The organism is Burkholderia sp. lig30 (genome assembly GCF_000687455.2).
Lineage (GTDB): Bacteria > Pseudomonadota > Gammaproteobacteria > Burkholderiales > Burkholderiaceae > Burkholderia.
This window is the reverse complement of record NZ_JGVW01000118.1, coordinates 34,800-60,199: the sequence shown is the minus strand read 5'-3', so window position 1 is coordinate 60,199 and position 25,400 is coordinate 34,800. Positions and strand designations below refer to the sequence as shown.

26 protein-coding genes and 2 pseudogenes are annotated in these 25,400 nt (G+C 67.7%); 14 read left to right on the top strand and 14 right to left on the bottom strand.

All coding sequences use genetic code 11. The features are described 5' to 3' along the window. Positions 1-355: porin (locus tag LIG30_RS22505; RefSeq protein WP_038715625.1), on the top strand; the 355-nt coding region annotated here is incomplete at its 5' end. A 165-nt stretch (positions 356-520) separates the two neighbouring features. On the opposite strand, the pseudogene LIG30_RS22500 reads toward LIG30_RS22505, so the two are convergent. Continuing rightward, positions 521-2,227: pseudogene (locus LIG30_RS22500) on the bottom strand (phage integrase family protein); the annotation flags it as partial. A 179-nt stretch (positions 2,228-2,406) separates the two neighbouring features. Then, positions 2,407-2,823 (bottom strand): cupredoxin domain-containing protein, encoded by a 417-nt coding sequence (locus LIG30_RS22495; RefSeq protein WP_038715623.1) that lies wholly within the window; start codon positions 2,821-2,823, stop codon positions 2,407-2,409. Between the two features lie 427 nt (positions 2,824-3,250). On the opposite strand from LIG30_RS22495, the gene LIG30_RS22490 reads away from it, so the two are divergent. Then, positions 3,251-3,760, top strand: coding sequence for a hypothetical protein (locus tag LIG30_RS22490; RefSeq protein WP_038715621.1), 510 nt, complete (start codon positions 3,251-3,253; stop codon positions 3,758-3,760). Positions 3,761-4,087: 327 nt separating this feature from the next. On the opposite strand, the gene LIG30_RS22485 is transcribed toward LIG30_RS22490, so the two are convergent. The 3 genes from LIG30_RS22485 to LIG30_RS22480 all read right to left on the bottom strand — a co-directional run bounded on the left by LIG30_RS22485 (position 4,088) and on the right by LIG30_RS22480 (position 7,678). After that, positions 4,088-6,625 (bottom strand): sensor domain-containing protein, encoded by a 2,538-nt coding sequence (locus LIG30_RS22485; RefSeq protein ID WP_200929724.1) that lies wholly within the window; start codon positions 6,623-6,625, stop codon positions 4,088-4,090. Further along, positions 6,622-6,783, bottom strand: coding sequence for a hypothetical protein (locus tag LIG30_RS26870; RefSeq protein WP_160326721.1), 162 nt, complete (start codon positions 6,781-6,783; stop codon positions 6,622-6,624). The genes LIG30_RS22485 and LIG30_RS26870 overlap by 4 nt, the downstream gene beginning before the upstream one ends. A gap of 259 nt (positions 6,784-7,042) precedes the next feature. After that, a complete protein-coding gene (locus tag LIG30_RS22480; RefSeq protein ID WP_038715619.1) occupies positions 7,043-7,678 on the bottom strand; it encodes a LysE family translocator in 636 nt (211 codons plus the stop codon). Positions 7,679-7,784: 106 nt separating this feature from the next. Between LIG30_RS22480 and LIG30_RS22475 the strand changes: the two genes are divergently transcribed. Both LIG30_RS22475 and cysK read left to right on the top strand, forming a co-directional pair. Continuing rightward, positions 7,785-9,182 carry an aminotransferase-like domain-containing protein gene (locus LIG30_RS22475; protein ID WP_038715617.1) on the top strand — a complete coding sequence of 466 codons (1,398 nt, stop codon included), beginning with the start codon at positions 7,785-7,787 and terminating at the stop codon, positions 9,180-9,182. A 291-nt stretch (positions 9,183-9,473) separates the two neighbouring features. Continuing rightward, entirely contained in the window at positions 9,474-10,451 is a 978-nt protein-coding gene (gene cysK, locus LIG30_RS22470) for a cysteine synthase A (RefSeq protein ID WP_038715616.1), read from the top strand. A gap of 124 nt (positions 10,452-10,575) precedes the next feature. On the opposite strand, the gene LIG30_RS22465 is transcribed toward cysK, so the two are convergent. The 3 genes and pseudogenes from LIG30_RS22465 to LIG30_RS22460 form a co-directional block, all read right to left on the bottom strand. After that, a complete protein-coding gene (locus LIG30_RS22465) occupies positions 10,576-11,022 on the bottom strand; it encodes a GNAT family N-acetyltransferase (RefSeq protein ID WP_038715614.1) in 447 nt (148 codons plus the stop codon). Between the two features lie 140 nt (positions 11,023-11,162). Next, positions 11,163-11,297, bottom strand: a pseudogene (locus tag LIG30_RS26865) (TRIC cation channel family protein); the annotation flags it as partial. Continuing rightward, positions 11,298-12,566: a M20 family metallopeptidase gene (locus LIG30_RS22460; protein ID WP_038715613.1), complete on the bottom strand. Its 1,269-nt coding sequence runs from the start codon at positions 12,564-12,566 to the stop codon at positions 11,298-11,300. A gap of 462 nt (positions 12,567-13,028) precedes the next feature. On the opposite strand from LIG30_RS22460, the gene LIG30_RS22455 reads away from it, so the two are divergent. Next, complete coding sequence (locus LIG30_RS22455) at positions 13,029-14,414, top strand: acetate kinase (protein WP_038715610.1); 1,386 nt, start codon at positions 13,029-13,031, stop codon at positions 14,412-14,414. Positions 14,415-14,565: 151 nt separating this feature from the next. Here the strand turns inward: LIG30_RS22455 and LIG30_RS22450 are convergent, their stop codons facing one another. From LIG30_RS22450 to LIG30_RS26640, 5 genes are all read right to left on the bottom strand, one after another. Further along, the gene (locus LIG30_RS22450) at positions 14,566-15,279 is read right to left on the bottom strand and encodes a hypothetical protein (RefSeq protein ID WP_051995139.1); all 714 of its coding nucleotides are present in this window, start codon (positions 15,277-15,279) and stop codon (positions 14,566-14,568) included. Positions 15,280-15,287: 8 nt separating this feature from the next. Further along, the gene (locus LIG30_RS22445; protein ID WP_038715609.1) at positions 15,288-15,980 is read right to left on the bottom strand and encodes a C39 family peptidase; all 693 of its coding nucleotides are present in this window, start codon (positions 15,978-15,980) and stop codon (positions 15,288-15,290) included. Between the two features lie 3 nt (positions 15,981-15,983). Then, positions 15,984-16,550, bottom strand: a complete 567-nt coding sequence (locus LIG30_RS22440; protein WP_235510367.1) for a hypothetical protein — start codon at positions 16,548-16,550, stop codon at positions 15,984-15,986. A gap of 112 nt (positions 16,551-16,662) precedes the next feature. Beyond that, complete coding sequence (locus tag LIG30_RS26860) at positions 16,663-17,883, bottom strand: hypothetical protein (protein WP_038715608.1); 1,221 nt, start codon at positions 17,881-17,883, stop codon at positions 16,663-16,665. Positions 17,884-17,942: 59 nt separating this feature from the next. Further along, a complete protein-coding gene (locus LIG30_RS26640) occupies positions 17,943-18,134 on the bottom strand; it encodes a hypothetical protein (protein ID WP_152986191.1) in 192 nt (63 codons plus the stop codon). A gap of 374 nt (positions 18,135-18,508) precedes the next feature. Here LIG30_RS26640 and atpD point away from each other — a divergent pair, with 374 nt between their 5' ends. Genes atpD through LIG30_RS22390 form a run of 9 tightly spaced genes read left to right on the top strand, consistent with a single transcriptional unit; the run spans position 18,509 to position 25,101 of the window. After that, positions 18,509-19,942 carry a F0F1 ATP synthase subunit beta gene (gene atpD, locus LIG30_RS22430; protein ID WP_051995141.1) on the top strand — a complete coding sequence of 478 codons (1,434 nt, stop codon included), beginning with the start codon at positions 18,509-18,511 and terminating at the stop codon, positions 19,940-19,942. Next, positions 19,939-20,418 carry a F0F1 ATP synthase subunit epsilon gene (locus tag LIG30_RS22425; RefSeq protein ID WP_051995138.1) on the top strand — a complete coding sequence of 160 codons (480 nt, stop codon included), beginning with the start codon at positions 19,939-19,941 and terminating at the stop codon, positions 20,416-20,418. The genes atpD and LIG30_RS22425 overlap by 4 nt, the downstream gene beginning before the upstream one ends. Further along, positions 20,405-20,719 (top strand): AtpZ/AtpI family protein, encoded by a 315-nt coding sequence (locus LIG30_RS22420; RefSeq protein WP_038715607.1) that lies wholly within the window; start codon positions 20,405-20,407, stop codon positions 20,717-20,719. Before LIG30_RS22425 ends, LIG30_RS22420 begins: the two co-directional genes overlap by 14 nt. A 3-nt stretch (positions 20,720-20,722) precedes the next feature. Continuing rightward, positions 20,723-21,007, top strand: coding sequence for an N-ATPase subunit AtpR (locus LIG30_RS22415; RefSeq protein ID WP_235510366.1), 285 nt, complete (start codon positions 20,723-20,725; stop codon positions 21,005-21,007). Beyond that, on the top strand, positions 21,004-21,702 hold the full coding sequence (locus LIG30_RS22410) for a F0F1 ATP synthase subunit A (protein ID WP_200929722.1): 699 nt from the start codon (positions 21,004-21,006) through the stop codon (positions 21,700-21,702). The genes LIG30_RS22415 and LIG30_RS22410 overlap by 4 nt, the downstream gene beginning before the upstream one ends. After that, positions 21,699-21,947, top strand: a complete 249-nt coding sequence (locus LIG30_RS22405) for a F0F1 ATP synthase subunit C (protein ID WP_038715603.1) — start codon at positions 21,699-21,701, stop codon at positions 21,945-21,947. Before LIG30_RS22410 ends, LIG30_RS22405 begins: the two co-directional genes overlap by 4 nt. A 10-nt stretch (positions 21,948-21,957) precedes the next feature. Continuing rightward, entirely contained in the window at positions 21,958-22,713 is a 756-nt protein-coding gene (locus LIG30_RS22400) for a F0F1 ATP synthase subunit delta (RefSeq protein WP_038715600.1), read from the top strand. After that, positions 22,688-24,238, top strand: coding sequence for a F0F1 ATP synthase subunit alpha (locus LIG30_RS22395; RefSeq protein WP_038715597.1), 1,551 nt, complete (start codon positions 22,688-22,690; stop codon positions 24,236-24,238). The genes LIG30_RS22400 and LIG30_RS22395 overlap by 26 nt, the downstream gene beginning before the upstream one ends. Next, a complete protein-coding gene (locus LIG30_RS22390) occupies positions 24,235-25,101 on the top strand; it encodes a F0F1 ATP synthase subunit gamma (protein WP_038715596.1) in 867 nt (288 codons plus the stop codon). The genes LIG30_RS22395 and LIG30_RS22390 overlap by 4 nt, the downstream gene beginning before the upstream one ends. A 34-nt stretch (positions 25,102-25,135) precedes the next feature. On the opposite strand, the gene LIG30_RS26855 is transcribed toward LIG30_RS22390, so the two are convergent. Beyond that, positions 25,136-25,291, bottom strand: coding sequence for a hypothetical protein (locus LIG30_RS26855; RefSeq protein ID WP_160326720.1), 156 nt, complete (start codon positions 25,289-25,291; stop codon positions 25,136-25,138). Between the last annotated feature and the right edge of the window lie 109 nt (positions 25,292-25,400).

The window sequence follows — 25,400 nt, the reverse complement described above, 5'->3', positions numbered from 1 at the left end:
CGTCTGGCAGGGCGGCAAAACCGTCGGGCTGAGCGGCCGGACGCTGACGCTCGACAACTACTCGATCGACGGCCGCTACTTCTTCACGCCGGCGCTGAGCGCCGCCGTCGCCTACACGTTCACCGACGGCCGCTTCGACGCCGGCAAGCAGTCCGCCCGGCCGAAGTGGAACCAGGTCGTGCTGCAGGGCGACTACGCGTTTACGAAGCGCACCGACGTGTACGTCGAAGGCGCGTACAAGCGCGTGAACGGCGGCAACGGCATCACGGCGTTCAACGCGTCGACGTACAGCCTCGCGCCGTCCGCGACCAATACCCAGGTCGTCGTCTCCGCCGGTCTGCGACACCGGTTCTGACGCTGAGGCGCGCTTGCCCTGCCGCACCGCTCAGTGCGATGCGGCAGCACCCGCAGACAGGCCAAGGCCCGCTTCTGGCGTCACCAGACCTTGAGCGACAGGCGGGACGCGGCTCGCCGGGCAAGCGGAACCCCGTCCGGGGTGGCTGCTGCCACGCCGGACGCTCCCGTTCACTTGCTGTCGAACGCCCCCCGCGATCTGCCGTGCCCGCTTCACGTCGTCGCCGTGCAGGTAGATCGACGTCGTCGAGATCGATGCGTGACGGAGGTTGTCGCGCACGGTGGTCAGCTCGGCGCCGCGCGCGAGCGCATGGGTTGCGTGGGTATGCCGCATCCAGTGCGGGCTCGCCTGCCGCAGTTTTTCCGCGAGCGCCGCGTGGTCGGCTTCGACGATCGCGGCCGTATTCGCGAAGAACCGCTGCAGCACCTTCCAGAGCCGCACGCTGGTGATGCGGGCCGCGCCTTCGTCGTCGAGATTGGGGATCAGCGGCGTGTCCGGGCGCCAGCGGCTCGGCGTGACGGGAAGCTGGCGTTCGACCAGATGACGGTCGAGCGCCGTGCGGGCGAGCGGCGGCAGCGCCACCCGGCCCGCCTTGCGTCCCTTGCCGACGACCTTGATCCAGTGGTCGCCGTGCGCGTCGGTCTCGACGTCGCCGAGCGTCGCGCCGACCAGTTCGCTCGCGCGCAGGCCCGTCGCGTACGCGAAATCCAGGATGAAGCGCACGCGCTGCGCCGCCTTCGGCTCCCAGCCGTACGACCACTCCAGCCCGTCGGCGATCGTCCGCACGAGCATCCATTCCCCTTCGGTGAATGCGCGCGACGTGTCGAGCGCGGCCGAGCGGCGCGTGTCGCGCACCTTGACGCCGGCAAACGGGTTCGCCAGCAGATAGCGCTGCTCGATCAGCCAGCGGAACAGCGCGCCGAGCACCGATAGCGCATACGCGGCCGAACGCGCCGACAGGCCGCCGGAGAACGGGCGCCAGTCGGCCGTGCCGCGCGGCCGCACCGGCCCGACCCAGCGCTCGCTTGGCGTCGGACGGCGCAGGAACGCGCGGTACGCGACCGCGTCTTCGGTGGTCAGCGACGACAGCGCGCGCCCGCGCTCGACGATCGCCCACAGGATCAGCCGCTCGGCTTCCTTGCGGTACGCGCGCTGCGTCGCGGCGGATTCGTGCAGCGACAGCCATGCGTGAACGGCGCGGTAATCGTCGTCCGCGTCGAGCGTGCAGGTCGCGCGCGGCGCGCGGAAGGTGCCGGCCGAGCCGTCGACCTCGCGCGGCAGCCGCAGGTGCTCCCACGGCACGATGCCGCTCGGCGGCGCGGCCGCGATCAGCGCCCTCGCCCGCTGCGTCAGCGCCGGATGCGCGGCGAAGAACGCCTCGATGCGGCGCGCGCTGGCCGGGCCGAGGCCGGGAATCGCCTTCCACCACTGGCGCCGGCGCGGAATCCGCACGGTGAGATCCGCGAGCGTATCGATGCCGCGCGCGCGCAGGCTGGCCACCGCGCGCGCGGGCAGCCAGGCGCCGATGTCGTCGCTGATTTGCGGGGCCGGCGCGCGGGTATGCCGCACGGTTTCGATCGCCGCCGCGACTGCCTTCGCTTCCTGAAGCCGCTCGCCGTCGGGATGCGCGAGCAGTTCGGCCAGATCGGGCCGGCCGATGTGCCGCGCGGCGCGCGCCAGCCGGCGGCGGATGCCGCCGAGGATCCCGCGTGCGGACTGCCCTGCTCCGACGCGCTCCGGCAGATAGCGCTCGACCGCCTTGCGGACGGGCATCCCCGCATACCACGCGCGCAGCGCGGCCAGTTCGTCGGCGTCGGGAAAGCCGGCGGGGAGCGTTTCGTGATCGGGGGACGGTGGCAGGTGCGTTTTCATGCCCGCCAGTTTGGCACAAATATCGGGTTGTTGTGATAAGAAAAGTTATCTTGCCAGTCTGATATTTCGGTCATTCTGGCTCCCGGAAATGTGCGCTCAGTGGCAGAGCAACGGATGGACCACTCACCCGAATTGGCGGCTTGTCGCGAGTCGCGGCGCGATCGTGCCCGTCTTGCGGGTCACGGTGCCACGACAAGCGCCGTATGCATACCGGCCTCATAGTGTCCCGGTTTGTTGCAGATCAGCGCGTAATGGCCGGGTGCGAGCTTTAACGACACGCGCTTGCTCTTGCCCGGCGCAATGTCCTCGACTTCCCCGATCTTATTCAGCCTGCGCTCCAGCACCTGCCCTTTGCTGATGGGCAGCGCGTTGTCGGCAAGGTCTGTCTTCAGCACGACGAGTTCGTGCTTCATGTTGTTGTCCGCCGCATTCCTGACGTCGAGCGTGATGCGACCCGGCTTCACGCTGTGCGTCGCGAGCTGGATCGAGTCTGACCGCAGTGTTGCCTTGACGGTCTGTTGAGCCCGACTGGCATGCGACGACATGCCGAGCGCGAACACACTGACCAGGATTGCGATTCTGTAATCGATGCGCATGACGGCCCCCTTTGTATCGAACGTCATGCTCGCCGAGTGTCGAGGGACAACCGTGCGCGAGTTCGTCAAACACACGAACTCGCCTGCACGGGTGACGGCATGAATTCATTCTGCGGCGAGCGGTACGCACAGTTAACGCGTGCAGCGGGCCGCTTATTCCCGAGACGGGATGGCTGGCGCGATACATGCGCTAATTGGGCCAGCCTCGGTTGCGCAGTTCTGCCTTCCCGCCCGGTCGCGCGCCGATTTCCATAACCCGCATGGAATAACTCCGTGCGTCGCATCGTTTACTCGTCAGGCGCAGGCAGGCAAAGCATCAGGCCGCTGCTGCCACCGTGCCGTGCAACTACACAAGCAAACCAATACGCGGGAGACCCTCGGCAATGCACCGTTCGTCAAGTGATCGGGATCAGTACGGGAGCCGATTATGCGCAACTTGCTTCATTTCGGGATCGGTCTCGCCTTTGTCCTCTTTTCCGGGCCGACCGTTGCACAGATGTATGACGATGTGTCAAATGACGATACCAATTGCCGTGCGGTTCTGGGGCAAGCAGAAATCGACGACACGCCGCAGCAGGTCGTGGGGCGTGCATATCTGCAAAGCGACGGAACGTGGCAGATCATGCAAAGCCCTGACGGTAGCGTCCTGTGGTATCCGCTTGCGGCTTACCCGTATCCCGACCGTTGGTACTGGCGGCCGCCGCTTTTCGTTGGCGCGGGCGTCAGCTTCATCTTCGTCGACCGATTCCATCGCTTCCATCATTTCCATCGCTTTGATCATTTCGGCGATTTCAATCGCATGGATCACCGCCGCTTTGGCATGCCGATCGGCGCGGGTGCGCACCGTGGGCCGATCCCCATCGGCGGGAGGCGCGGGTTGGGTGGCGTGCATCGATTCGGCGGAATGAGTGGAGCTGGCGGAATGCGCCGGCACTAGCCCGAAGTTTCCGGTTGGCTCCTGTCGTTCCGGATAACCACGTTCATCGTTGGTCCGGTCGTCAGCCGTTGCATCGAATGCGGCAACGTCGAGTCCCCGGTTCCTCTGCCCGCATTATCGTTGGCTCAAGCCCCGGCCGTTCCACTTATCCGACTGTCCTGGTTTGCGAGCCCACTTCTCGTACGGTGTAGCGCAGCTCGCTAATTGGTTACCCTCCAATGCTCGTTACTTTGAGGTAAGGAGGCTGTGAAGGCAATGGCAAAACAGCGCCCGTCACTCCCTAGGATCAATCGCGCCTATCGCCTCGCGCATGTCGCGCTGTGCTAATCACGCATCCAGTCTCAAAACCCCGCCAAGCCGCCTCGGCAACGAAGTCATCCTCCCCTTCGGCAGCGGCTTGCTGTAGAGAAAGCCCTGTGCGACCTGACAGCCGTTCGCCAAGAGAAACGCCGCCTGCGCGTCGGTTTCGACGCCCTCGGCGACGACCTGCTGCCCCAGGCACCGCGCGATCGAGAGGATCGCCTTGACGAGCTCCGCATGGCGCCGATCGGTCGTCACCTTCTGCACGAACGAGCGGTCGATTTTCAGCACGTCGATCGGAAAGCGCGCCAGATAGCTCAATGCCGAGTAGCCGGTACCGAAATCGTCGACGGCGATTGACAGGCCCATGGTCTTGAACGTCCAAAGCGCAGCGAGGATCGCGTCGTCCTCCTCCAGCAGCACGCTTTCGGTAATCTCGAGGCCAAGCCATTCGGGATGGCAGCCGGTCTCGACAAGTATCTCCTCGACTGTGGAAGCCAGATCCTGAAACTGGAACTGGCGGGCCGACAGGTTGACCGCCACGGTGTGACACCCCCTGCCATTCGCGTTCCATTCGACGGCTGCACGGCAAGCCTCACGTAGCACCCACGTGCCCAAATCCCCGATCAGCCCCGTTTCCTCGGCGACCGGAATGAACTCGTCCGGCGGCACGAGCCCCATGCCCGGGCGGTTCCACCTCAGCAATGCTTCCGAGCCGATCACTTCGTTACTGTCCAGCGACACCTTGGGCTGGTAGTGAAGTTCGAACTCCCCGCGCTCGATGGCGCCGCGCAGTTCCGACTCGACCGCAAGACGCTTGGCGGCATGGACGGTCAGCTCTTTCGAGTAGAAGCGATAGTTGCGACGGCCCGATTGCTTGGCGAAATACATCGCCGAGTCGGCATATTTCAGGAGGTCGCCCGCTTCGGCGCTGTCGTTCGGATAAAGCGCGATGCCGATGCTGCACGAGACGAACACACCTTTCCCGTCCAGCTCGAAGGGCGCGTCGAACTGCCGGAGGATCGTTTTCGCGATGTTTTCCAGCGTGCGCCGCTCGCGCACGTCCGGCAGCAAAATGGCGAACTCGTCACCGCCCAGACGCGCCACGGTATCGCCGGGGCGCACACACGGCAGCAAGCGCTTCGCCGCCTCGCGCAGCAGTTCGTCGCCCGCCGCATGTCCGAAGGTGTCGTTGACATCCTTGAAGCGATCCATGTCGAGCATTACCACGCCGCTCAACGGGCGCCTGTCGGGCAAGGCATCGGCGACGGTTTGCCGCAGACGCTCGTTGAACAAGGTCCGGTTCGGCAACGACGTGAGCGGGTCGTAATAGGCCATCCGATGAAGCGTATCCTCGAACCGCTTCCGCTCCGTGATGTCGCGCGCGACGCCCAGCACACCTTTCACGCGGCCGTCGGCAGCACGCATCGGCACCTTGCGTGTTTCCAGCAATGCGCGCCGGCCTGTGTCCGGATACGTCACCCACTCCTCGTTGATGCAGATCCGGCCCGCCTCGATGGCCTGCAGGTCTTTCTCCCGGCAAAAGGCGGCCTCCTCCTCACTGTAAAAGTCGCAATCCGATTTCCCGACGATGTCGGCTTCCGGCTTGCCGATCAGCCGCTCGTACGCAGGGTTGCAGAAAAGATAGACGCCTTCCGTATCCTTCAGCCACACAAAGTCGGGGATGGTTTGCAGCACGCCAAGCAGGTGCGAACGCGCGTCCTCCAGCTCCCCCGCTTTTCCCTCGAGACGCTGGTTGAGCTGCAGCATGTGCTCGTACTGAGCCCGCCGCTCCGCCGCGGCTTGCTGTCGCTCGGTGACATCGAGTATCGCGCCGATCAAACCCGCGGGCGTGCCCTCTCTGTCGCGAAACACGGATTTGGTGAACTCGACCTCACGCACATGATCCGACGCGTTTCTCACCCTTGACTCATATCGCTGCACCCCGCCCTCGCGAAAGAGCGCATCGTCATTGGCGTGGTAGGTGCTGGCGAGCTCGTGCTGGTGTGCTTCGAACACGGTCTTGCCGATGAAGTGCGCTTTATCCCGCCCCAGGAATTCTTCGAAAGCCTTGTTCAGATAGAGGTAGCGCCCCTCCCGGTTCTTGGAAAAGACCGGCACGGGGATCATCTCGAGCAACGTTTCAAGAAAGGCTTCGCGCTCCCGAAGTTGCGCTTTGGCCTGTTTGCTGGCTGTGACGTCGAAGCAAACGGCAACGACGTTCACGCCGCCATCCGGAGCGGGCGTAGTCGCGAGCTGAACACGGTAATGCCGGCATTCGGTGACAGGAACAGCATCGAATGCCAGTTCGAGCGTGGTCGGCACACCCGTTGCAGCGACTTCGCCGATGGCACTCAGGTAGCGCCGCAGAGCAGGCCGGGAAAGCAGTTCCGATTCACTGCGCGGACACCCTGAATCGCCCGAGGGATCGCTCATCATCGCGATGGCCGCCGCATTCATGCAAAGCCGCTGGCCAGTCGCGTCATAGCAAATGACAGGTACAGGCAGATCGCCCACCGGAATGCGATAGTCGCATTCACGGCCGTTTGACGACAGGACGTTCATCGTACCCCGGCTATCGTCATTCCAGGCATGGCTGCGCAGCAACGCCCATTGCGATCGCGCACGGGCAGGCCCATGGCCTCCTTGCCCGGCGCGCCAGCAGCTTTCGTCGCCACGCGTTCTTCGATTGTCTGATCGAGCGTCAAATACGTCACGGTCATCTGGGGATTTTCCTTTCTTGATATTGGCCCGCCGGCGCCTAATACAATAAGAGAAATCTAATATCCGCAACGGGGATTTGCGTCAAGACCTGCGAAGTCCTCTTTGCCCATCAGCGCATTGTCGGCACTGCGTCGTGCACTCACCTGGATCGACGCCGGCTATCGCTTCCCGCCTGTCACGTCGGGATGTGTCCAGATATGGCGCGACGTGATCGAGAAGCGAATGGCCCAGGAATATCCGCGTCGATGCGCCAACCCGCTACGCGAGCGAGTGCAGAAACCCCGCCGCGAGCACGCAATAGCACAGCCCGCAAACCAGCCCGAACGGCTTGCGCGTGCGCGCGAAGAACGGCCCCGCGGAGCGCGACGAGAATGCGAGCGCGTACGCCGAGAACACGCCGAGGCCCAGCACCCAGCAGCAGGCGACGAGCACGAAGCCCGTCCACGGCGGCGAGCCGGTGGAAAGCCCGAGCGTCGTGACGGTCAGCCACGAGAGGATCGCCTTCGGGTTGGTCAGGTGGATGCCGAGCCCCTGCAGATAGAACAGCGCGAGGCTGCCGCGGCGCACCTGCGTGCCGGCCGTCAGCGGATCGTGCGACGAGAATGCCGAGCGCGTCACCTTGACCGCCAGCCACATCAGATAGCACGCGCCGAGGATCTTGAGCCACGCGAGCAGCGGCTGGCTCGACAGCATCAGCGCGGACATGCCGGCCGCCGCCGTCACGCCCCAGCAGAGCGAGCCGGAAATCACGCCGGCTGCCATCGCGAGGCCGTGCGCGCGTCCGTGGTTCAGCGACGCGGTTGCGATCGACAGGTTGCCCGGGCCGGGCATCGCCGTGCCGATCAGGTAAGCGGCGAACGCGACGCCGAAATTGGAGAAATAAGTGAGAGTCATCTCACCGATTATTCGTCTAGAATTTCGCCGAAGGAATGAACAGTACCGAACAATCACCGTCAAACTGTTCAGCCATTTCGACCGAACACTTTCAGGGCGGCGTCCGATGAAACTTGCGCTCGACACGACGGTCGGCATTCCGCTGACCGAGCAACTGGCCAGCCAGATCGAACAGATGATCCGTTCGCGGCATTTGCGCAGCGGCGTGAAGCTGCCGTCGATTCGCAAGATGGCGGCCGATCAGCAGATCAGCCGCTTCCCGGTGATCGAGGCATACGACCGGCTCGCCGCGCGTGGCCTGATTCAGCCCCGCCACGGCTCCGGCTTCTACGTGACCGACCGGCTCGACGCCGACGCGCGGCCCGGCGGCGTGGATTCGCGCATCGCCGAGGAGGCGTCGAGCCATATCCTCGAGCAGTTCGCACCGGCCGGCGACCGCGTGAGGCTGTCGAGCGGCTTCGTGCCGGCGGCATGGCGCGACGTCGACGGCATCGCGCAGGCGGTGCGTCACATCGCGCGCAGCGACACGGCGAGCCTCGTCGACTACGCGCATCCGCAGGGCGATCCGCTGCTGCGCCAGCAGCTGTGCCGGCATCTCGCGCCGCTCGGCGTCGACGCGCAGCCACATCAGATCCTCGTCACGCATAGCGCGAGCCAGGCGCTCGATCTCGTCGTGCGGCTGATGCTGAAGCCGGGCGATACCGTGTTCGTCGAAGATCCCGGCTATTTCAACCTGTTCGGACTGCTTAGGCTGCACGGCGTGAAGCTCGTCGGCGTGCCGCGCCGCGCAACGGGGCCGGACGTCGAGGTTGCCGAGGCGCTGCTGCGCGAACACCATCCGAAGCTGTTCTTCGTCAACACCGTATTTCACAACCCGACCGCGACGAACGTCGCGCCGCAGGTCGCGTTCCGATTGCTGCAGCTCGCGCAGCAGCACGGCTTCTCGATCGTCGAGGACGACGTCTATGCGGATTTCGAGGCGACGCCATCGCAACGGCTCGCGACGCTCGACCAGCTCGACCGCGTGATCTATCTCGGCGGATTCTCGAAGACGTTGTCGTCGTCGCTGCGGATCGGCTACCTGGCCGCGCGGCACGACCTGCTCAAGCATCTGGTCGACGTAAAGGCGCTCACCAGCACGGGCGGCACGCGCCTCGCCGAGAGCGTGGTCGCGACCTTGCTCGAGCGCGGCATGCACCGCAAGCATATGGAACGGCTGCGCAGGCGGCTCGCGCAGGCGTCGGCCGACGCGGCCGCACGGCTGCGGCAGTCGGGCTGGGAGGTGTACGAGAAGCCGAGCGGCGGGATGTTCCTGTGGGCGCGCGTGCCGGGCGTCGACGATTCCGTACGGCTCGTCGAGACCGCGCGCATGCACGGGCTCGATCTCGCGCCAGGATGCGACTATCGGCCGAACGGAGAGGCGACGCCGTGGGTACGCGTCAACGTCGCAGCGGTGAGCGATCCGCTGGCGCAGCCGTTCCTCGAGGCGGCCCGGCGGCTCTGACGGCCCGACGGGCGGGGGCTTGCCTGCCTGACTCGCCGTTTGGAAAGAACCGGAAAATGCATGTCACGATCGGTCCTTATAAAAATCGACAATAAGCTTCTCAATAAAAAATCGAAGCACGTGTGCCGCGGCACGGCGCCGCGGACACCCCGCCCGTGGCATGGCGCGCCCGCTGGAGCGGCTCCGTCGCATCCTTGATCGCGCCGGCATTCCGTCGCGGTGCCGGCTTGACTGGCGGAACCACCCCTTTACAATTCGTCCATTAATTCGACGGATGACAAGGGCACCACTATGGCTCGTTGGTTTGAAGATAATTCGCGCTCCATCGGTCACACGCCGCTGGTGCGCCTCAATCACGTCACGGACGGCGCGCCGGCAACCGTGCTGGCGAAAATCGAGGGCCGAAATCCGGCCTACTCGGTGAAGTGCCGAATCGGCGCGTCGATGATCTGGGATGCGGAAAAACGCGGCCTGCTTGGCCCGGGCAAGGAGATCGTCGAACCGACCAGCGGCAACACGGGGATTGCCCTCGCCTATGTCGCGGCGGCGCGCGGTATCGCGCTGACGCTCACGATGCCGGAGACGATGAGTGTCGAAAGGCGCAAGCTGCTGGTCGCCTTCGGCGCGAAGCTGGTGCTGACGGAGGGCGCGCGCGGCATGGCCGGCGCGATCGCGAAGGCCGAGGAAATCGCCGCCGCCAACCCCGAGCGCTACGTGCTGCTTCAGCAATTCCGCAATCCCGCGAACCCTGCCATCCACGAACAGACCACGGGCCCGGAAATCTGGGACGACACCGACGGCGCCGTCGACATCTTCGTGTCGGGCGTGGGCACGGGCGGCACGATCACGGGCGTGTCCCGGTTCATCAAGCGCGTCAAGGGAAAGTCGATTCGGTCCGTCGCGGTCGAGCCCGCCGCGAGCCCGATCCTGACGCAGGTGCGCGCGGGCGAGCCGCTGAAACCGGGTCCGCACAAGATTCAGGGCATCGGCGCCGGGTTCGTTCCGGATGTCCTCGATCTCTCGCTCGTCGACGACATCGAGCAGGTCTCCAACGAGGACGCGATTCTTTATGCGCAACGTCTCGCGAGGGAAGAAGGGATCATCTCGGGCATCTCGTCCGGCGCCGCCGTCGCGGTTGCGGCGCGGCTCGCGCAGCGACCGGAGAACGCGGGCAAGACCATCGTCGTCGTGTTGCCCGACTCCGGCGAGCGATATCTGAGCACGGTCCTGTTCGAAGGACTTTTCGATGCCCAGGGCGTCGCTACCTGATGGCCGGTTCTTGAACGCGCCGCCCATCAGATAGCACGCGCCGAGGCTCTTGAGGCTCTTGAGCCACGTGAGCAGCGGCGTGAAACTGCCGTCGATCCGCAAGATGGCAGGCGATCAGTCTGCCTCACTCCCCGTCAAGCACCTTGACGAAGTGATGGCAGCCGATCCGGTAGTGATGGCGCATGTACAGGCGGTGGGCCGCGGCACGATCGTTGCCGACGCCCGAGTCCAGATGCACCGCCGAGCAACCGAGGCTCGCGGCTTCGGCCTCCACCCATTCCAGCAGCCGGTCGCCGAAGCCGCGGCCGCGCCATTCGGGCAGCGTCGCGATGTCCACGATATAGAGCGACTTGCCCAGCCACAGCGAATGCTGAATGCGGTAGCCGAGCACCGAGGCGGCCATCGGCGAGTCGTCGCCCCATATGCCGGCCAGATGGTATCCGTTCGGCCGCAGTTCCTGATCGATGACGCGGACCATTTCCGCGGGCGCGTAACGTGGCCAGAGCAGGCGCAGGGCGTCCACCGCGCACGCGGTGTTGCCGGCTGTGATGGGAGTGACCTGGATGTTCATCGGATGTCGGGTTCGGGGTTCGCGTTGCTGAGCCGGTCGCCATGATAGCGATTTCGCATTCTTCATGGTTTTACCTGGCGTCGTCCAGCCGCTGCTGAAACACCCGCAATCGCCAACCGAAGCGCAGCGAGCCGAGCCGAGCCGCATGCCACCATGAACGCGACCGACGCGATGCCGAACAGATCGAGCCGCCGCTGCCGCGCGGCCACCGCGCCGCTGACGGCAAGCGCGAACGCGCCGCATCGAATCGGCAACGACATCGGCCGCGCGGGCATTCACGATAACGTGTCTCGCGGGCCGAGCCATTCGCCGGCCGCGCACAGCATCGCTTCGAGGCCGGTGCGCAGCGTCGGGTGGAGCGTCGGCGCGAACTGCGGCGAATGGTTGCTCGGCAGCGTGTTGAGCTTCTTGTCGGCTTTCGCTTTCGCATAGACCTCGGCGTCGGTGCCGCCGACGAACCAGAACGCATACGGCACGTTCCATTCGCGGCCGAACACGCTGAAGTCCTCGCTCGCGGCGGCGGGCTGCGTCTCGTAGGCCCGCTCGCCGAACCACGCGCCAAATGCGTCCCGCAGGCGTTGCGTGGTCGCGTCGTCGTTCACGGTCAGCGGGTAGCTGCTGAGCGTCGTGAACTCCGGCTCGCGCGGCGCATTCGACGCCATGCACTCGGCGCAGCAGATGCGGCGAATCGCGCCGAGCATGTACTCGCGCACGTCCTCGTCGAAGGTGCGCACGTTGAGCTTGAGCGTCGCATCGTCGGGAATGATGTTCTCCTTGGTGCCGGCCTGCAGCGCGCCGACCGTCAGCACCGCGCTGTCCCGCGGCGCGATCTCGCGCGATACGATCGTCTGCAGCCGCAACGTGGTCGACGCGGCCATGATCACGGGATCGATCGACGTCTGCGGCTGCGAGCCGTGCGAGCCGCGCCCGAACAGCCGGATCTTCAGGCTGTCGCCGGCCGACAGGATCGTGCCGGCGCGATAGCCCACCGTGCCGGCCGGCCCGACCATCACGTGCTGCCCCAGAATGACGTCGGGTTTCGGAAAACGGGACATCATGCCGTCGTCGAGCATCGCGCGCGCGCCGCGCCCCACTTCCTCGCCCGGCTGGAACACGGCGAGCAGCGTGCCGCGCCACGCGGCGGGACGCTCGGCCATCAGACGGGCCACGCCCAGCAGCCACGTGACGTGCAGGTCATGCCCGCAGGTGTGCGCGACGCCGACCTCGACACCGTCCTCGTCGGTCATCCTGGCCGTGCTCGCATACGGCAGCCCGGTGGCCTCCTCCATCGGCAGCGCGTCCATGTCGGCGCGCAACATCACCGTGGGGCCGTCGCCGTTGCGCAGCACGGCGACGACGCCCGTGTCGCCGACGTGGCGCGTCACCTCGTAGCCGAGCCTCTCGACGTAGTCCGCCACGATCGACGCGGTGCGGACTTCCTGCATCGACAGCTCCGGATGCCGATGCAGATCCTTGTAGATCGCTTCAAGCTCGGGCACGAGCGCGTCGATGGAAGACGCCATCGTTTCGATCAGTTTCGACATGGAAGACTCCTCCTTTGTATCGTTGCGCCGTGCATGCCGCGAACGGGCCGCACGCCGGCGCCGTCAATCGGCGGCGTATGACTGCAAGTTTCAACTATATGCCGGCCGCGAGCATGCGTGCGGCACGCGGAAGCAACGACCGGCACGAACCAGGGACGGTGGCGTTCCGCAGGCGCGAAACCTGCATTCCGTTTGCGTGGATTTCCCGGTGGAACGGGTTCCGGTCACCCCCCGGTGTGGCGCGCCGAACACAATCGGGGTTTGCCGGGTTGGCTTTCGACGGGTGCTGCACTAGCCTTTTGAAGTCTGTCCCGGCGCTTTCGCGTGTCGGGACATGACACCGTGGTGACGGGTCGACATGACATTCATATAAGCGATCCGAAGCGGCGCGCGACGTGCGTGCCGGCCTGTTGTCGAAGTCGAGCGGGGGTGAATCTGCAAGCCTGATCATGGAGACGTACCGTGAAGCGCATGCCATCTCGTCACATCCGCAGCATCGCCTATGCAGCCCTGTGGCTGTTTCATGCGGAAGTGCAAGCGCAGTCGCTGGAAGCTCAGTCGGCGCAGGAGAACATCTCCGCGCTACGCCAGGAAGTCGATAGTCATCTCAAGGAGTTGCAGGCGCTCAAGCGCAAGCTCGCCGACGAAGAAGCGAATCTCGCGCGCCTGAGTCGCGCGCTGGACGCGGGGGTGCTCGCGAACAAGCGTGGCACCGGGCCCGGCGACGCCAGCGGCGCGACACCGCCGGCCGACACGGCCCCCGCGGGCGCGTCCCCGGCAGGGGCCGCCGCGGCAACGGCAGGCGGCGCCGGCAACGTGCAACCCGCAACTGCAGCCGCGCCATCGCCGCCGCCGGGCCAGCCGGTCGGCCAGGCGCCCGTGCCGGAGACCGCGCCGCCCGCCGTCGCGCCGATCTTCGATCAGCCCGGCGTGCTGACGCCGAAGCACAAGTTCGTCATCGAGCCGTCGTTCCAGTTCGGCTATTCGTCGTCCGACCGTGTCGCACTGGTCGGCTACACGATCATCCCGGCGCTCCTGATCGGCCTGGTCGACGTGCGGGAAGTCAAGACGACGATACTGACGAGCGCGATCGCGGCGCGCTACGGGATCACCAACCGGATGGAACTGGAAGTCCGCGTGCCCTACGTGTACTCGACGAGCGACACGATCAGCCGCGAGATCTTCACCGGCACCGCGCAGGACAACGTGTTCAACAGCCACGGCCATGCGCTCGGCGACGTCGAAATGACGTTGCGCTACCAGTTCAACGACGGCGGGCCGGACAAGTTCTACTACATCGGCTGGCTCCGCTTCAAGACCGCGACCGGCAAGAGCCCGTTCGACGTCGTCACCGACTGCGTGACGCGCTGCATCGGCAACACCACCGGCACCGGCCTGCCGCTCGAGCAGCCGACCGGCTCCGGCTTCTACGCGATCCAGCCGGGCCTCACCTGGCTGTTTCCGAGCGACCCGGTCGTGTTCTTCGGCAACTTCAGCTACCTGCACAGCTTCGGGCGCGACAACCTCAGCCTCACGATCCGCGACGGACAAAAGAGCTTCATCGGCAGCGTGCAGCCCGGCGACATCTGGGGCTTCAACATCGGCATGGGCCTCGCGCTGAACGAGAAGGCGTCGGTGAGCCTCGGCTACGACCAGAGCATCGTGCTGCCCACCACGCAGAACGGCCAGACCGTGCCAACTTCGGTGCGCGTGATCCTCGCCACGCTGCTCGTCGGCTACTCGTACCGGTTGACGCCGAAGACCACGTTGAACCTGTCGATCGGCGCGGGCCTCACGCGCGACACGCCGGACGTGACGTTCACGCTGCGCGTGCCGATTGCGTTCTGACCGCCGCGCGCCGCCGGCGGACTGGCGGACGGCGCGCCGCCTCCCGGCCCGGCAATGGCGCGGCAGCCCACTCGCCCGTTCGTCGGTTCTTCGGTTCTTCGGTTCGCCCACTCGCCCGTTCGCCCGTTCGCCCGTTCGCCCGTCTGTTCGCTCACCTGCCCGGCAATGCGCGCGTGAGCGCCTGGTTGAGCGTCGACATGACGTTCAGCGCCTTGAACATCGACAGCGTGTTGACGGACATGTCGATCGTGGTCACGGCCTGGATGTGCTGATTGTTCAGCGTGTTCTGGATCAACGCGCCCGTCAGCGCCGGCAGCGCGCCGGGCTGCACGGCGTTGCCGGGGCCGTTCTGGATCAGCGCGCCCACGTTCGCGGCCGCGAGCGCCTGGGCCTGTTGCGCGGTGATCCGGCTCACGTCCGGAATGTCGAAGCTGGTCGTCGTGACCAGATGACCGTTCACGAACGCGACACGCGACATGCCGAACGACACCGTCAGGCCGCCCGGCAGATCGAAGCCGCCGCGCATCGCATCCAGGCGTTCGTCGCTGAGCGCGACCGCGCCGCCCGCCGGCCAGCGCCGGTCTTCCGTCGCGTCAGCGGGCTTCGATGCGGCGGGGCCGGCCTGTCGCTCGCGGGTCGCGATCGGCACCGCATACGTGACCGGCTCGGCTTCGACCCGCCGTGTTACGGGTGCGATGTCGGCCTCCGTCGTCACCCCGGATACCGCGAACGCGTCCGCCGCCGACGCGACGCGCCCGTCGGTCGCCGCCGCCGCACCACTCTGCATCGCCACCGCGCCGATCGGCACCATCCCGCCGCAGACAACCGTCGCGATGCCGATGATCTTTCTGGTATCGGATCTCATGTCGGTTCTCAAAAATCGCCCGGGCCGTGCTTGGGCATCGTCACGAAGTACAGGCCGTCCCGACTGATGCCGGTGTCGAGCGGCGCGCTCGGCGCGACGCGCCAGTCGCGCGGATCGTTGAACGCCGCGAGCCCGGGCTTGTTGTGAATCACGAACAGCACGTGGTCCTCCCATTTCTGCTCGAAGCTCGCCTGCGTGACCGGCCGCGTGCCGGTGGCCGGGTCGCCGACGAGCACCCGCCCGTTGCGCATCCCCTTGACGACCACGAAGTGGTGATAGCCGTTCTCGGTGATCAGCACGATGGCCGGCGTATTCGTCTTCGCGAGCGTCTGCAGCGGCAGTTCGTAGCCGTCCGCGACGAACCCGTGCGCCTCGAGGAAGCGCCGGATGTCGAGCAGCGAAAATCCCTGGTGGCGAATCTTTTCCTGGTTGCCGTTCTCCCACATCTGCGCGAACGCAGTCTGCTCGTCCATCGGATAGTTGTACTGATAGGTCAGCAGCGTCGCGACGGCGGCCGACCCGCAGCTGAAGTCGAATTGCTGCCTGACGGTTCGCTTGAAGCGCGCCTCCTTGAGACTCGTCACGTGCATCGCATAGCCGGCGCCCGCCGGATCGACGACCGTGATCTCGTCCGCATGCGCGGCCGGGCCAGACAAGGCACACGCCACCATTGCCACCCACAACGCGGCGGAATGTCTCATCGCTCAGTTCCCGAAGCGCACGTTCAGCACCGTCGCGTTCTGGATCAGCACGTTGGCGCCGGTGTTCTGAATGACCGTCGGCAAGCCGCTCGAATTGGCGAACGAGCCTTCGGTAATCGCATTCGAGCCCGTCGACACCCGGCTCGCGATGTTGTCGGAAACCGTGCCATTCAGATAGTTCTGGCCGATCAGCGCATCGCCGCCGCGATGCGCGTCGAGCTGCTCGGCGGACATCGCGATCCCGAAACCGTCCGCCTGCGCGGGTGCGGCGGCTGCCGCAGACGCCACGGCAACCGCGGCCGGCGCGGGCCGGACGGAACCCGGCGCCGCTTGCACGAGGGCGTCCGCCGCGACGGACGATGATGCGTCAGGCGCTGCCCAAGCCGTCAGGCCCGGCAGCAAAAGCACAGCAGGCAATATCACCAGCGGAAATGCCTTTCGCGCTCGCATGGTTGTCTCCTTGTGCCCGGCGCGGCCCTGCTCGGCCCGCACGCGCGGGAGCGGAAACTGCGTGACCGTCGACCAACGGGAACCAGGACGAAACCCGACGGCGAAGGCGAGGCTGGCCATTCGGCCGCCTCGCCCTGCCGTCCGTCCTGCCCGTCCGGCGATGGAATGAAAGCCATGGCGCGGCCTACGCGCCATGGCATGTTGCACGACATGCCGAAGCCGACCGGCCGTCCTAACGTCCGACGGTCAGGTTCGACTGCACGGTCACTGCCTGTTGCACGAGCGACGCCATCCCGCTGTTCTGGTTGGCAATCATGATGCCCGCAGCGCTTTGACCAACGCTCGCCATTGCGTTGGACATGTTGAACGTCCCCGCGTCGACCGTGTTGGTTCCGCCTGCGCCACCCGCGCCGCCGACCGCACCGTTGCCGGTGCCGCCTGCGCCGGTGCCACCATTGCCGCCTGCCGCGCCGACCGCGCCGAGCGCGCCGTTACCCGCCGTCGCGTTGCCGTTGCTGGCCGACGTCGACGCGCCGCCGTTCGTCGCGCTGCCGCCCGTGCCGACACCACCCGTGCCGCCATTGCCCGAGGTGGCCGTTGCCGTGCCGCCCGCGCCGCCCTGGGATCCGGCCAAGCCTCCCGTCCCCGAGCCTTGGCCGCCCGTCGCCGTCGCCGCGCCCGCCAATGCTCCGCCTCCGGTGCCGGTACCCGTGCCGGTGCCTGTGCTGGAGCCTGCGGTGCTGTTTCCTGTCGCGGAGCCGCTGCCGCTATTCGACACATGGGTATGCCCGCCGCTGCTGCCACCGCCCCAGCCTGCGCCGCCGCCCTTGCCGTCGCCGCCGACCCCGACCGATGCCGCGAGCGCGCCGCCGCCCTTGCCTACGCCCTTGCCGCCCGCGGCAGCGGATAAGCCGCCTTTCCCACCGCTGGCGGTCGCCGTGCCGCCGGCGCCACCGTCTCCGCCATAGCCGTCACCGGCCGTCGCGCTGCCGTTGCTGGCCTTGCCTGCCGTGGCGCTACCGTTGTGCGCGTTGCCGCCACTGCCGCCCGCACCGCCGCTTCCGCCTGCGCCGCCGTTTCCGCCGACGCCGCCCACGCCGAAGCCGGTGCCGCCCTTGCCGCCCCCGCCACCGTTGGCGCTGCCCCAGTTGTTCGCATGATTGCCGATGCCGTACACCTGGACGTTCGTCACCACTCCGTCGAGCTTGCTCAACGCGACGACCTTGGTCTGGTTGTATGCGTCCTGATTGACAGTCGCTCCGGGTGCGATTTCATTCGCATTCGACCCGGTGGTGCTTGTCTGAGACGATGTGACGGAGTTGGAGATTGAGTTCGATCCGCCTCTGGATTTCTGCGTGCACGACGATGTGCCGTCGGCGCAGGGGTTTGCCATCGCGTAGCCGCTGAATCCCAAGGCGAGGACTGCAGCGGACGCCAGTAAGGTTTTGCGCATGTGATGCTCCCGGTAATAATGAGGGCCGGCTTGGCCGACTGCACCAATCCGGCACGCCGTCACGCATTGACGATGCCATCGGTGCAAAGCGCTTGAATACAAAGGCCAATGTCGCCTCTTGAATATCGGGCGCCTGCCATTCGGGTTTTTACGAGCGCTTTTGGTTTCATGTTTGAAACATGTGGCTCGGTAATACCTTCCGAAGGGCTCGGCGAGAAACCAGAAAATCGTTTTAATTCAAAATCTTGCATTGACTTCCAAGTTTCCGCGTCACGCGTTCGAAACGTTTCACTTCTGGCCGGGTCATTCGTCCCGAACTATCTCGTTACGGTAGTCAAACGCTCGTTCGCCGTGGATATTCGGCCTTTTCCCGATGCAAAAGAGCGTCGGCACGCCACCGCGCGGCAATGTAGAAAACGTTTCATCCGCGATCCGGTTGCTGTTTTTCGCCGAATCCCGCCGGCTTGATCGCGATCAAGCGCGCAGCGCCGCCGTCGCGATAAATAGTTCCCTATGGCTTTTGCCCGGCACGAAACGGGCACGACTGGACATTCCCGGCCGGCCGCGCGATCCGATCGGGCGGCCGGCCGCTGACGGGCCGCCTCGACCGGCGGGCTTGCTGCTCATGCATAGTGAATCCGATTCTCGTATCCCGCCCGACGGCCCGCTGGCCGGACGCGTCGTCGCCGTCCGCGGCGCGGTCGTCGACCTGACGTTCCATGCGGGCGAGCTTCCGCCCATCGACACCGCGATCGCCATCGACGCCGACGACGGACGCACGATCGTCGCCGAGGTGCAGGCGCACCTGGATGCGTGCACGGTGCGTGCCCTCGCGCTGCAGTCGACCAACGGCCTGCCGCGCGGCGCGTCCGCGCAGGCGTCGGGCCGGCCGCTCGACGTGCCGGTCGGCGACGCGGTGCTCGGGCGGCTGATCGACGTGATGGGCGCCCCGGGCGACCGCGGCGGGCCGCTCCCGGCCGACGCGCCGCGCCTGCCGATCCACCGCCTCGCGCCGAAATTCGCCGAGCAGGACAGCGCGACCGGCATCTTCTCGACCGGCATCAAGGTCATCGACCTGCTCGCGCCGCTCGCGCGCGGCGGCAAGGCCGCGATGTTCGGCGGCGCCGGCGTCGGCAAGACGGTGCTCGTGATGGAGCTGATCCACGCGATGGTCGAGCGCTACAAGGGGGTGTCGGTGTTCGCCGGGGTCGGCGAGCGCTCGCGCGAAGGGCACGAGATGCTGCAGGACATGCAGCAATCGGGCGTGCTGCCGAGAACCGTGCTCGTGTACGGCCAGATGAACGAGCCGCCCGGCGCGCGCTGGCGCGTGCCGCTGACCGCGTTGACGATCGCGGAGCATTTCCGCGACGCGCATCGCCAGAACGTGCTGCTGCTGATGGACAACGTGTTCCGCTTCGTCCAGGCCGGCGCCGAGGTGTCCGGGCTGCTCGGGCGGCTGCCGTCGCGGGTCGGCTACCAGCCGACGCTGGCCACCGAGGTGGCGGCGCTGCAGGAGCGCATCGTGTCGGTCGGCGGCGTGTCGATCACCGCGATCGAGGCGGTCTACGTGCCGGCGGACGATTTCACCGACCCGGCCGTCACGACGATCGCCGCGCACGTCGACAGCACCGTCGTGCTGTCCCGCGCGATGGCGGCCGAAGGCATGTATCCGGCGATCGACCCGATTGCGTCGTCGTCGATCCTGCTCGATCCGCTCGTCGTCGGCGACGCGCACGTCGCGGTCGCCACCGAGGTCCGCCGCACGATCGAACACTACCGCGAGCTGCAGGACGTGATCTCGCTGCTCGGCGTCGAGGAGCTCGGCACGGACGACCGGCGCATCGTCGGCCGCGCGCGCCGCCTGCAGCGTTTCCTGACCCAGCCGTTCGCGGTCACCGAAGCGTTCACCGGGGTCGCCGGGCGCAGCGTCACGATTGCCGACACGCTGGCCGGCTGCAAGGCGATCCTCGACGGCGAATGCGACGACTGGCACGAAAAGTCGCTGTACATGGTCGGCACGCTCGACGAAGCGCGCGAGCGGGAACGGAGCGCGTCATGAGCGCGGCGTTGCGGCTGACGATCGCGATGCCGGCCGGGCTGCTGGTCGACAGCGACGACGTCGTCGCGTTTCGCGCGGAGGATGCGACCGGCAGCTTCGGCATCCTGCCGGGCCATGCGGATTTCCTGACCGTGCTGGCGCCGTGCGTGCTGCGCTGGCGCACGCGCGGCGGCGAGCAGCGTTTCTGCGCGGTCGGCGGCGGCATGCTGCGCGTCGTGGACGGCGCGCGCATCAGCGTCGCGTGCCGCGACGGCGCGCTCGGCGACGCCCTCGACACGCTCGAGGCGCGGGCGCGCGCGGCGCGCGACGCCCGCCGCGACGCGGTGCGGCGCGCGCGGGTCGAGCAGACGCGCCTGAATGCGCAGGCGATCCGCCAGGTGCTGCGATACCTGCGGCCGGGCGCGGCGGACGCCGACGGCCGCGCGGACGGCGAAGGCGATGCGGACAGTGGAGGGGCCGGCCATGAGCGACGGTGATCGTCAGGCACGTGAACGGGACGACGAGGCGGCGCTCGAGCAGGCCGCACGGCAGGCGGTGCGCCGCGACCGCGACGCGCAAGCGGAACCGGAGCCGTCGCTCGGCGCCCGGCTCGGCCAGATCGGCATTCTGGGCTGGACGATCGTCGTCCCAACCCTGCTCGCGCTGTGGTTCGGCCACTGGCTCGACCGCCGCTTCCGGACCGGTGTGTTCTTCTCCGCGCCGCTGCTGATGATCGGCGCCGCCGCCGGCCTGTGGTGCGCGTGGAAATGGATGCACCGTCAAACCACGAGGAAATGAATGATGACCCTGACGCCCCTGCTCTCTCCCGCGCTGCGGGTCGCCGCCGGGCTTATCGCCGGCGGCGCCGCGGGAGCGGCGTATTTCACCGCGCTGCTCGCGAACACCCGCTGGTACGCGCGCGGCGCGATCGGCGCGGCGCTCGCCGTCCAGCTGCTGCGCTTCGCGCTGCTCGGCGCGGTGCTCTACGGGCTCGCGCGGCTCGGCGCGCCCGCGCTGCTGGGCGGGCTGGCCGGCATCGTGGCCGCGCGCCACGCCGTCGTCCGGACGCAGGGAGCGCCGCGATGATGCACGCGCCGCTCGCGACGGAGCCGCTGTTCCGGATCGGTATCGTGCAGGTTTCCGCGCCCGTCGTCGTGACCTGGGCGCTGATGGCGTGCGTGTGCGTCGCGGTCGTCGCGGTGCGGCAGCGCCTGTCGATCGCGCCGGGCCGGCTGCAGGCCGTGGTGGAGATGATGGTGGCGTCGCTCGACGGCCAGATCCGCGACACGATGCAGGTCGACCCCGCGCCGTACCGCTCGCTGATCGGCACGCTGTTCGTGTTCATCCTGGGCTGCAACTGGTCGAGCATCGTTCCCGGCATCGAGCCGCCCACCGCGCACATCGAGACCGACGCGGCGCTGGCCGGCGTGGTGTTCTTCGCGACCATCTACTACGGCATCCGCGCGCGCGGGCTGGTCCGTTACCTGGCGTCGTTCGCGGAACCGACGTGGGTCATGATTCCGCTCAACCTGGTCGAGCAGATCACCCGCACCTTCTCGCTGGTGGTGCGGCTGTTCGGCAACGTGATGAGCGGCGTCTTCGTGATCGGCATCGTGCTGTCGCTGGCCGGGCTGCTGGTGCCGATCCCGCTGATGGCGCTCGACCTGCTGACCGGCGCGGTGCAGGCCTACATCTTCACGGTGCTGGCCGCCGTCTTCATCGGTGCGGCGCTCGGCGGCGAAGCCGCGCCGGCCTCCCATCCCCCGCAAGGAACAACATGACCAACCTGATCGAGGTAATCAGCATCATCGCGGCGGCGCTCGCCGTCTCATTCGGCGCGATCGGCCCCGCGCTCGCCGAAGGGCGCGCGGTGGCCGCCGCGATGGACGCGCTCGCGCGCCAGCCGGAATCGGCCGGCACGATTTCGCGCACCCTGTTCGTCGGCCTCGCGATGATCGAGACGATGGCGATCTACTGCCTCGTCGTCGCGCTGCTCGTGCTGTTCGCCAACCCCTTCGTCAAGTAGGCGCGCGCTCATGCGAATCGACTGGTGGACACTGGGTTTCCAGACCGTCAACGTGCTGGTGCTCGTGTGGCTGCTTTCGCGCTTCCTGTTCAAGCCGGTCGCGCAGATCATCGCGGACCGCCAGCAGCAGGCGGCCGCGCTGATGCGGGACGCCGCGAACGCGCGCGCGAGCGCCGAGCGCGACCGGACGCAGGCCGCCGAGGCCGTCGCGGCGCTCGATGCCGAGCGCGCGACACGCCTGGCGAACGCGACGGCCGACGCGGATCGCCTGAAGGCGTCGCTGCTTGCCGCCGCGCGTGCCGACGCCGACGCGCTGCGTGCCGCAGCCGCCGGCGAGATCGACGCGATGCGGCGCGACGCATCGCGCGCGGATGCCGCGCGCGCGGCGGGCTTCGCGCTCGAGGTCGCCGCGCGGCTGCTCGACCGGCTGCCGCCGGGCGCCCGCGTCGACGGCTTCGTCGAACCGCTTGCGAACGCGGTGCGCGCGTTGCCGGACGAGGTGCGCGAGCAGATCGGCCGGCAGGACGAACCCCTGCGCCTGATCGCGCCGCGCGCGCTGTCCGGCGACGAGTCCGCGCGCTGCCGCGCCGCGCTTGCCGCGGTGCTGGGACACGACGCGACGCTGCAGGTCGACGTCGATCCGGCGCTGATCGCCGGCCTCGAGCTCGAAGCGCAGCATGCGATCGTGCGCAACAGTTTTCGCCACGACCTGGCGACCCTCAAGACCGAACTGACCGCTCATGACGAACCCGAACGACGTGCCTGACGCCAGCGGCGACAGCTGGCTCGCCGCCAGCCGCGCCGCGCTCGCGCGCACCCGCTTCGCGCCGCAAGCCGAGGCGGTCGGCCGCGTCGAGCAGGTCGCGGACGGCATCGCGCGGGTCAGCGGGCTGCCGCACGTCCGGCTGAACGAATTGCTGCACTTCGAAGGCGGGCAGTTCGGCTTCGCGCTCACGCTCGACGCCGACAGCCTCGGCTGCGTGCTGCTCGACAACGGCGAGGGGATCGCCGCCGGCACGCGCGTATCGGGCACTGGACGGGTCGTCGAGGTGCCGGTCGGCCCGGCGCTGCTCGGCCGCGTGGTCGACCCGCTCGGCCGGCCGCTCGACGGCGACGCGGCGCCCCGTTGCGAGCTGTCGCTGCCGGTCGAGCGCCCCGCGCCGGCGATCATCGAGCGCGCGCTCGTGTCGCAGCCGGTCGAGACGGGCATCCTGCTGATCGACGCGCTGTTCGCGATCGGCCGCGGCCAGCGCGAACTGATCATCGGCGACCGCGCGACCGGCAAGACGTCGATCGCGGTCGATGCGATCGTCAACCAGAAGCACTCGGACGTGATCTGCGTGTACGTGGCGATCGGCCAGCGCGCGACGGCGGTCGCGCGCGTGGTCGACGCGGTGCGCGAGCACGGCGCGCCCGGGCGCTGCATCTTCGTGGTCGCGTCGGCGGCCGATCCGCCCGGCCTGCAATGGATCGCGCCGTTCGCCGCGTTCAGCATCGCCGAGTTCTTCCGGGATCGCGGCCAGCACGCGCTGGTCGTCGTCGACGATCTGACCAAGCACGCCGCGACGCACCGCGAGCTGGCGCTGCTGACGCGCGAGCCGCCCGGCCGCGAGGCCTATCCGGGCGACATCTTCTATCTGCACGCGCGCCTGCTGGAGCGCGCGGCGAAGCTCGCGCCCGAGCTCGGCGGCGGATCGCTGACGGCGCTGCCGATCGCCGAGACCGATGCGGGCAACCTCGCCGCGTACATCCCGACCAACCTGATTTCGATCACCGACGGCCAGATCGTCCTCGACGCGCGGCTGTTCGCCGCGAACCAGCGCCCGGCCGTCGATGTCGGGCTGAGCGTCAGCCGGGTCGGCGGCAAGGCGCAGCTGCCCGCGCTGCACGCGGTGTCGGGACGGCTGCGGCTCGATTACGCGCAGTTCCTCGAGCTCGAGATGTTCACGCGCTTCGGCGGCCTGAGCGATGCGCGGGTGAAGGCGCAGATCGTCCGCGGCGAGCGGATTCGCGCGCTGATCGCGCAGCCGCGCTTCGCGGCGCTGCGTCCCGTCGACCAGATCGCGTTGCTGGTCGCGCTCGCCGACGGCGTATTCGATGCGTGTCCGGTCGCCGCGATCGCGGCGGTGCGCGACGCGCTGCCCGGGCGGCTCGACGCCGCGGGCGTCGCGGCGCAGGTGCACGCCGCGCTGCAGGCGACGGGCGAGCTGCCGCAGGACGCGCGGGACGCGCTCGTGCGCATCGTGCGCGCGCTCGCGCCCGATGCGGCCGACGACCGGAGCGGGTCATGAGCGAGCGGCTGTCCGACGTCGAGGCGCGGCTCGGCACCGTCCGGGAGCTGTCGTCGGTCGTGAACGCGATGCGCAGCATCGCGGCCGCGCGCACGCGCGAGGCGCTCGAACGGCTGCCGGGGATACGCGCGTGCGCGGAGCTGATCGGCGCCGCCATCGCGGACGCGATGACCCTCGACGTGCCTGCCGGCGCCCCGCCCGTGCCGCCCGCGCCCGCCGGCCGCGCGCATGTCGTCGTCGCGATCGGCGCCGAGCAGGGTTTCGTCGGCACCTTCAACCATCGCATCATGCAGTCGGCACAAGCTGCCGCGACCGGCTCGGTCGACTATTTCGTCATCGGCGATCGGGGCCGGCTCGTCGCCACCGAAATCGGCCTGCCGATCGCGTGGTCCACCGAGATGGCCGCGCACGCCGACGCGGTACCCGAGGTGGCGGGCAGGATCGTGAGCGCGCTGTACGGCCACCTCGGGGACGGCACCGTGTCGCGCGTCACGCTGGTGCACGGCGCGCCGCAGACGGCCGGCGGGGCCGACATCGTCACGACGTCGCTGCTGCCGTTCGATTTCGCGCGCTTCGCGGCCGCGCCCCGCCCGTTCCCGCCGCGCGTGACGCTGCCCGCGCGGCTGCTTCAGGAAAGGCTCGCCGAAGAGTACGTCTACACGCAGCTGTGCGAGGCAGTCGTGCTGTCGTTCGCGGCGGAAAACGAGGCGCGCATGCGCGCGATGATCGCCGCGCGGCGCAACATCGACGATACGGCGCAGGCGCTGACGCAGACGTTTCAGCGTCTGCGGCAGGAACAGATCACCGCCGAGATCGTCGAGTTGTCGAGCGTGGGCGGGGGCGCGCCGACGTCGGGCGCGTAGGCGTCTTCGGGCACGGCAGCCCTGCTCTTCCGCGTCATCCGAGGATACCGAAGCAAGCGTCTTTCAGGTCGCGCAATCGTGCGAAATCGAACGGCAGCAGCGACGTCGTGACGATCTCGGCCCTGCCGACCGTCTGCGGCCGGAAAACGCCCGTCGGGCTGTCGCGCGGCGCGCCCCAGGACGGCTTCACGCGCGTCGCGCAGCCGCCTTACGCACCACCTGTCCGGCCTCAATATTTGTTACCGCTACGACGAAGAATTCGCCCATCCCGGCTCATGTGCGGATGGTGATCTGTCGAT

Bases quoted from the DNA above. Each gene is read 5' to 3' on its own strand.
- LIG30_RS22495 (WP_038715623.1), bottom strand. From the start codon at position 2,823: ATGCGCATCGATTACAGAATCGCAATCCTGGTCAGTGTGTTCGCGCTC.
- LIG30_RS22490 (WP_038715621.1), top strand. From the start codon at position 3,251: ATGCGCAACTTGCTTCATTTCGGGATCGGTCTCGCCTTTGTCCTCTTT.
- LIG30_RS22485 (WP_200929724.1), bottom strand. From the start codon at position 6,625: ATGAACGTCCTGTCGTCAAACGGCCGTGAATGCGACTATCGCATTCCG.
- LIG30_RS26870 (WP_160326721.1), bottom strand. From the start codon at position 6,783: ATGACCGTGACGTATTTGACGCTCGATCAGACAATCGAAGAACGCGTG.
- LIG30_RS22480 (WP_038715619.1), bottom strand. From the start codon at position 7,678: ATGACTCTCACTTATTTCTCCAATTTCGGCGTCGCGTTCGCCGCTTAC.
- LIG30_RS22475 (WP_038715617.1), top strand. From the start codon at position 7,785: ATGAAACTTGCGCTCGACACGACGGTCGGCATTCCGCTGACCGAGCAA.
- cysK (WP_038715616.1), top strand. From the start codon at position 9,474: ATGGCTCGTTGGTTTGAAGATAATTCGCGCTCCATCGGTCACACGCCG.
- LIG30_RS22465 (WP_038715614.1), bottom strand. From the start codon at position 11,022: ATGAACATCCAGGTCACTCCCATCACAGCCGGCAACACCGCGTGCGCG.
- LIG30_RS22460 (WP_038715613.1), bottom strand. From the start codon at position 12,566: ATGTCGAAACTGATCGAAACGATGGCGTCTTCCATCGACGCGCTCGTG.
- LIG30_RS22450 (WP_051995139.1), bottom strand. From the start codon at position 15,279: ATGAGATCCGATACCAGAAAGATCATCGGCATCGCGACGGTTGTCTGC.
- LIG30_RS22445 (WP_038715609.1), bottom strand. From the start codon at position 15,980: ATGAGACATTCCGCCGCGTTGTGGGTGGCAATGGTGGCGTGTGCCTTG.
- LIG30_RS22440 (WP_235510367.1), bottom strand. From the start codon at position 16,550: ATGGCCAGCCTCGCCTTCGCCGTCGGGTTTCGTCCTGGTTCCCGTTGG.
- LIG30_RS26860 (WP_038715608.1), bottom strand. From the start codon at position 17,883: ATGCGCAAAACCTTACTGGCGTCCGCTGCAGTCCTCGCCTTGGGATTC.
- LIG30_RS26640 (WP_152986191.1), bottom strand. From the start codon at position 18,134: ATGCAAGATTTTGAATTAAAACGATTTTCTGGTTTCTCGCCGAGCCCT.
- atpD (WP_051995141.1), top strand. From the start codon at position 18,509: ATGCATAGTGAATCCGATTCTCGTATCCCGCCCGACGGCCCGCTGGCC.
- LIG30_RS22425 (WP_051995138.1), top strand. From the start codon at position 19,939: ATGAGCGCGGCGTTGCGGCTGACGATCGCGATGCCGGCCGGGCTGCTG.
- LIG30_RS22420 (WP_038715607.1), top strand. From the start codon at position 20,405: ATGAGCGACGGTGATCGTCAGGCACGTGAACGGGACGACGAGGCGGCG.
- LIG30_RS22415 (WP_235510366.1), top strand. From the start codon at position 20,723: ATGACCCTGACGCCCCTGCTCTCTCCCGCGCTGCGGGTCGCCGCCGGG.
- LIG30_RS22410 (WP_200929722.1), top strand. From the start codon at position 21,004: ATGATGCACGCGCCGCTCGCGACGGAGCCGCTGTTCCGGATCGGTATC.
- LIG30_RS22405 (WP_038715603.1), top strand. From the start codon at position 21,699: ATGACCAACCTGATCGAGGTAATCAGCATCATCGCGGCGGCGCTCGCC.
- LIG30_RS22400 (WP_038715600.1), top strand. From the start codon at position 21,958: ATGCGAATCGACTGGTGGACACTGGGTTTCCAGACCGTCAACGTGCTG.
- LIG30_RS22395 (WP_038715597.1), top strand. From the start codon at position 22,688: ATGACGAACCCGAACGACGTGCCTGACGCCAGCGGCGACAGCTGGCTC.
- LIG30_RS22390 (WP_038715596.1), top strand. From the start codon at position 24,235: ATGAGCGAGCGGCTGTCCGACGTCGAGGCGCGGCTCGGCACCGTCCGG.